The organism is Polaromonas sp. P3_C2, assembly GCF_056402675.1.
In genome coordinates this window covers 1-4683 of sequence record NZ_JBFUGX010000332.1, presented here as the reverse complement: position 1 = coordinate 4683, position 4683 = coordinate 1, and the positions used below count along the sequence as shown (strand labels likewise).

The 4683-nt window shown below is 61.4% G+C and carries 5 protein-coding genes; all 5 read right to left on the bottom strand.

Going from position 1 to position 4683, the window contains the following annotated elements; all coding sequences use genetic code 11:
• Nucleotides 1-517 (bottom strand): DsbA family protein (locus AC1DWI_RS14280; RefSeq protein ID WP_477725063.1); only part of this gene is annotated, 517 nt, incomplete at its 3' end.
• Between the two features lie 33 nt (nt 518-550).
• Complete coding sequence (locus AC1DWI_RS14275) at nt 551-1276, bottom strand: glutathione binding-like protein (protein WP_477669112.1); 726 nt, start codon at nt 1274-1276, stop codon at nt 551-553.
• 34 nt (nt 1277-1310) lie between these two features.
• Entirely contained in the window at nt 1311-1844 is a 534-nt protein-coding gene (locus AC1DWI_RS14270) for a cupin domain-containing protein (RefSeq protein WP_477669113.1), read from the bottom strand.
• Nucleotides 1845-1919: 75 nt separating this feature from the next.
• Nucleotides 1920-2315, bottom strand: a complete 396-nt coding sequence (locus tag AC1DWI_RS14265; RefSeq protein ID WP_477646486.1) for an RNA-binding protein — start codon at nt 2313-2315, stop codon at nt 1920-1922.
• Nucleotides 2316-2545: 230 nt separating this feature from the next.
• Nucleotides 2546-4348 carry a M14 family metallopeptidase gene (locus tag AC1DWI_RS14260; RefSeq protein WP_477669114.1) on the bottom strand — a complete coding sequence of 601 codons (1803 nt, stop codon included), beginning with the start codon at nt 4346-4348 and terminating at the stop codon, nt 2546-2548.
• Nucleotides 4349-4683: the final 335 nt, after the last annotated feature.

The following is a 4683-nucleotide window of genomic DNA, read 5'->3' as shown; positions in this document are numbered from 1 at the left end:
CACCGCGCCGGATCGCTTCGTCGGTGTTGCTTTTGAGTTGATCCTTGATGTCGGGCCTTGCGATGCCAGCCAGAAACGCTGCGGGATCAATGCCAACTTGCCGGCAAATCGCGGCCAGCACGTCATCCTGCGAGATATCTTCTTCACGTGTGAAATAGGCTGCGAAGGTGGCTTCGATAAATTCAAGGTAGTGCGGCTCGGCCGTGGCATCCTGTGCAATCCACAGGCAGCCGCGCATGGCCTTGACACTGTTGACCGGAAATACCTTGGGTGGAAATGCAATCTTCAGGCCCGCTTGGCGTGCGTTGTCCTGCACGTCCTTGAGCGTATAGCGGTTCTTCGGTGAATTCATGTCTTCCCGCGCGGCATAAATGCCTTTGTTGACGCTGTTGAAGATGCCTCCTACCAGCACCGGCCGCCAGCGAATGGCTTCCCCTAACTCGGCTGCCAGCGGCTGGATGTTGCGAAAAGCGATGTAGGTCCAGGGGCTGGAGCAGTCGAAGAAGAATTCAATCATGGGTATCCCGGTTTTTGAGGAAGGAAAAGGGGGTCAGGAAACCTTGTGCGCGCCGTCCCGTACGCTTTGCGCTGTCTGGCCAAACAGGGCCTTGCGCGCCTCATCGGTCAGCGCCGGTGCGCGCAGTTCCTTGCCCAGGTTCAGCCCGCGTTTGACGGCAGGCCTTTCAAACAGGGCGTCGTACCAGCGTTGTACATGGGGAAATTTTTGCAAGTCAACCTGCTGAGCCTTGTGTGTACGCACCCAGGGAAAGATGGCCATGTCGGCGATGGAGTAAGCAGCACCCGCCACATGCGCACCGGTTCGTGCCAGTTGCGCATCGAGCACGCCGTAAAGGCGGTCCACTTCCTTGCTGTAGCGCTCGATCGCATAGGGGATTTTGTCCGGCGCATACAAAAGAAAATGCCCGTTTTGCCCCGCCATGGGACCGAGCCCACCCATCTGCCACATCAGCCACTGCATAGCCTGGTAGCGCTCGCGAAGTTCGGTCGCGGCAGGCAGAAAGCGGCCAGTCTTTTCGGCCAGGTACATGAGGATGGCGCCGCTTTCAAATACCGCCAGAGGCGTGCCGCCGCCGGCGGGTGCGTTATCAACGATGGCCGGCATGCGGTTGTTGGGGCTGATCGCGAGAAATTCCGGCGTGAACTGCTCACCCTTGCCGATGTTCACCGGGATCAGCTGGTAAGGCAGGCCGCATTCTTCCAGCATGATGGAAATCTTCCAGCCGTTGGGTGTGGGCCAGTAGTGCAGGTCAATCATGGGAAATCCTCGAGGTTCTTGAACTTGTTGAGCGCTAGATCAATGGCGCCAGCTGTGGATGGTCGGCGGCGATTTTCCGGGCTTCGTTGCCGCCCGGCTCCATCATCCGGAAATCAGAAAAATCAAAGCCCGGACCCACCATGCAGGCCACGAGGGTGTAGCCCGCTACCGCATTCGCCCGCGGCCTGGCCGCCTGCCACAGGCCGGCAGCCACAATGTGTTGAGGGGTGGTTGTCGTGCTGACGGGGCCCAGTGCCGTGCCGCGCAGGCGGTTGTCCGCCGCGTTCCATGTCCAGAGATCGAGCGGTGCGCCCTCCAGATGTACCCACACCTCGTCGGAAAGAACGCAGTGCCAGCGTGAGTGCTGTGTGGCGTCAAGCAAAAAGTAAATCGAGGTCAGGGCATTGCGAGCCGGTCTTCCGTCTTGCGGCGCCACTTGTTGTGTGGAGCGAAACACTTCGCAGTACCAGCCGCCTTCCGGATGCGGCTGCAGCCGCAGCTGTTCAATGAGCTGGCGGGCGCGGGGCGTCGTAGTGGGCAGGTCTGGAGTGTGACTGGACTGGGGCATGAGGCGCAGTGTGCCTTAAACCCGGGCTGGCTTTCAACCTGCCCCGATTGTCCTTGGGCACCTGCGGGACAGGCGTTACTCCAGGTCCTCGATCGCCAGGCTGTGGTACTTCTGTGCATAGGAAAAAGGCACCGTGCGCACGACTTCCATGATGCGCTCCGTGGCGTCCTTGGACGGCACCGGAATCATCAGCGCGTGGTGGCCTTCCCTCGCGAGGTCCACGTACTTGTGGACCGTCGCGCCCTCGGTGCCTACACGCGGCAGGTTCACGTCCGAATGGCCATCCGCCTTGCCGATGTCTTCGAGGATGTCTTCCGGTGTCAGCAGCATGATGCCGTTGCTGGCCATTTCCAGTTCATGGGCCACGTGCCTGGCGTCTTCAAGATTCGGGAACATGATGAACGCGTAGCCGGTGGGATAAAACACACCACCCATACTGAGCATTTTTTTGGTCAGTTCGAAGTTCTTCATGGCGAGTCCTTTCATGCATTGCGTTGGTTCAACGAATCATTAAGGCGCGGAAACTGTAAATTTCCGGTCAGCAATCACATCCTCTTCCTGTCAGACACAGACGTCAAGGGCCGTTGATAGGTATGGAATTTCTGCTTCAAGCAGGGGCCGCGGGACTGGCTTTGCCAGACCGCAGGCGCAGCGGCCCCCTCGGGGGGCAGGAAGCTACACGAAGTGAGCGACCGTGGGGGCTACAAGTCCTCAAGCTTGATGGTCGGCTCAGCCATCACACGCACGGTGCTTTGCAGGCCCTGCAGGAGCTGGTTGGCGAAGTAGCTGCTCTGGGTGTCGGGCTCCAGTGCAGCAAACACTAGGTTGCCAAGCGGTTGATTCAGAGGCACATAGTAGCTGCCGCGAGGCACGTCCACCACGCCGCGTGTCAGGCTGACCTGGACCTTGAGAACGGCTTTGCCGTCGGCGATGGTGCCGCGCACGTCCTGGCGTTCACCCGAGGTGCTGGACGTTTCCCGATAGCTGTCGCCGAGCATGGAACCCTGTTCGGCAACGCGCTGCACCTGGACACCGTGCAGCCGCAGCCGGTCGACGGCCACGGTGGAGGACGCCGACAGCCAATAGCCGCAGGGGCGTGCGCGAGCTTTAAGGCTGCGCAACGCGAGGGCAGAATCCCAGTCCACGGACACTGTCTTGTCGGCCCCTGTCACGGGGTCGAGCATGAGCAAGTCGTACTGTGCGGAAGTAGGCGCGGCCTCCACGACGGCTTCCTCCTTGCAGGCTTTGGCGCCGACTTCCTTGTCGAGGTAGGGCCGCAGCTGTTGCAGCTCGTTCGCGCGCTGGGCGGTGCTCGCCAGCGCACTGGTGATGGCTGTCACGTGGGTGTGGACGCGCCGCTGGATATGCAGGCGGCCAATGCCAACTCCGCGTGTTTCGATCAGCAGGCTGATGGCGTTTTTCAGTCCGTAAACATTTCGGCTGGTGTCGGGTTGGGTGCCGCCCATCGAGATTTTTTTGTCGGCCAGGTCGCTTGAGGTGGTGTAGTACCACTCCGTGGTGAGGTTTTGGCCCTTGAGGGCAGTTAGCAGAGGGCGCCGGTACCACTCCTCCGCGGCCTTGGTCAAAAACTCGGGCAGGTTGGCAGTGGTGGCGTACTGGAACAACGCGTCGAACTTCTGCACGCTGCCGAACTTCTGCAGGAAGCGGCCCACGACCGTGTACTCATGGGCGTCGACCACCACAGTGGGGTGGTAATCACGGGCGAGCCTGGCAAGCGCCTGGGCTTCCGGCGTGTTGAGCAGCATGTGGTCGCGGTTCATGTCCAGCCCGCCTGTGGTCGCACGTTGCTCATTCGCTGCACCATCAGGATTGGCGCGCGGAACAATCACTACATTGATGCGGTCCAGCGCGGGCTGCAGCAAGCCTTGTGCAAGCTCCCGGGCGATGACCAGCAGCGCCTCGCTGCCGGCAGGCTCGTCGCCATGCTGCTGGCCTACCAGGAGCACCGTGGGCTTGCCTGCTGACTGCATTACCGTGGGGTCCGTGCCACCGGCGCGGGTCAGGACCAGTGCTTCAAGTGTTTCACCGCGCTGTGACCGGCCTATGGGCAGCACGGCAGCCCTGACCCCGGGCGTGCGGGAAGCTGCGGCGGCCTGTTCGCGCAGCCATGCCTGGATTTCGGCCTGCGTGGTGAACGTGGTGCGGCCGGCTTGCAGTCCAGGCGTGTTGTAAACAACGGAGGGCGCTGGAAAGCGCGCGGCAACCGCGTCGCTATAAGGTGCTGGTTGGCCGCCCGTTGCTGTCGGGGGCGCCACGGGCGAGGTCTGGACTACAGCGGCCGCAGGCGCAGGACGTTGCGCGGCGGGCGCTGGGGCTGGTGAGGGCGCAGAAGTCTGTGTGGAGGGTGGCGTCCATGGCGGAAGCGGTACCGAAGTGCAGGCGGCCAGCAATGCCAGCGGAAGCAGCAGGGCAAGCGGATACATGCGATACGCGGGCGGAAGGTGAGGGTGTGGAGTGGAATTGTGCGGCATGGTCGGCGTCATTTTTTCCTGCACTTCAAGGCCTGAGCTGGTCGGATGGTGTAACCGTCCATATTACCCGCTTGCCGGAGTGCGGCACGCCGGTTTGGGCGAATTCCCGGGCCTCTGCAGCAAGGCCGCCACGGTTTTTGCCCGACTCCGACAGGTTCCTGTATTCCTACACAAGCGCTCCCGGGTTTCCCACAAATCTCGCGCGAGCGTCGGCCTAAATTGGCTTGGCGGCTGGCTTTGCTGGCCGCATTGAATTTCAACCCACAAACAGACTGACCATTAACCCCAAAGAGGATCCCCATGAGCAAAGCACCTCCGAAAAAGCACGATGCCGTAGACCTGCTGGA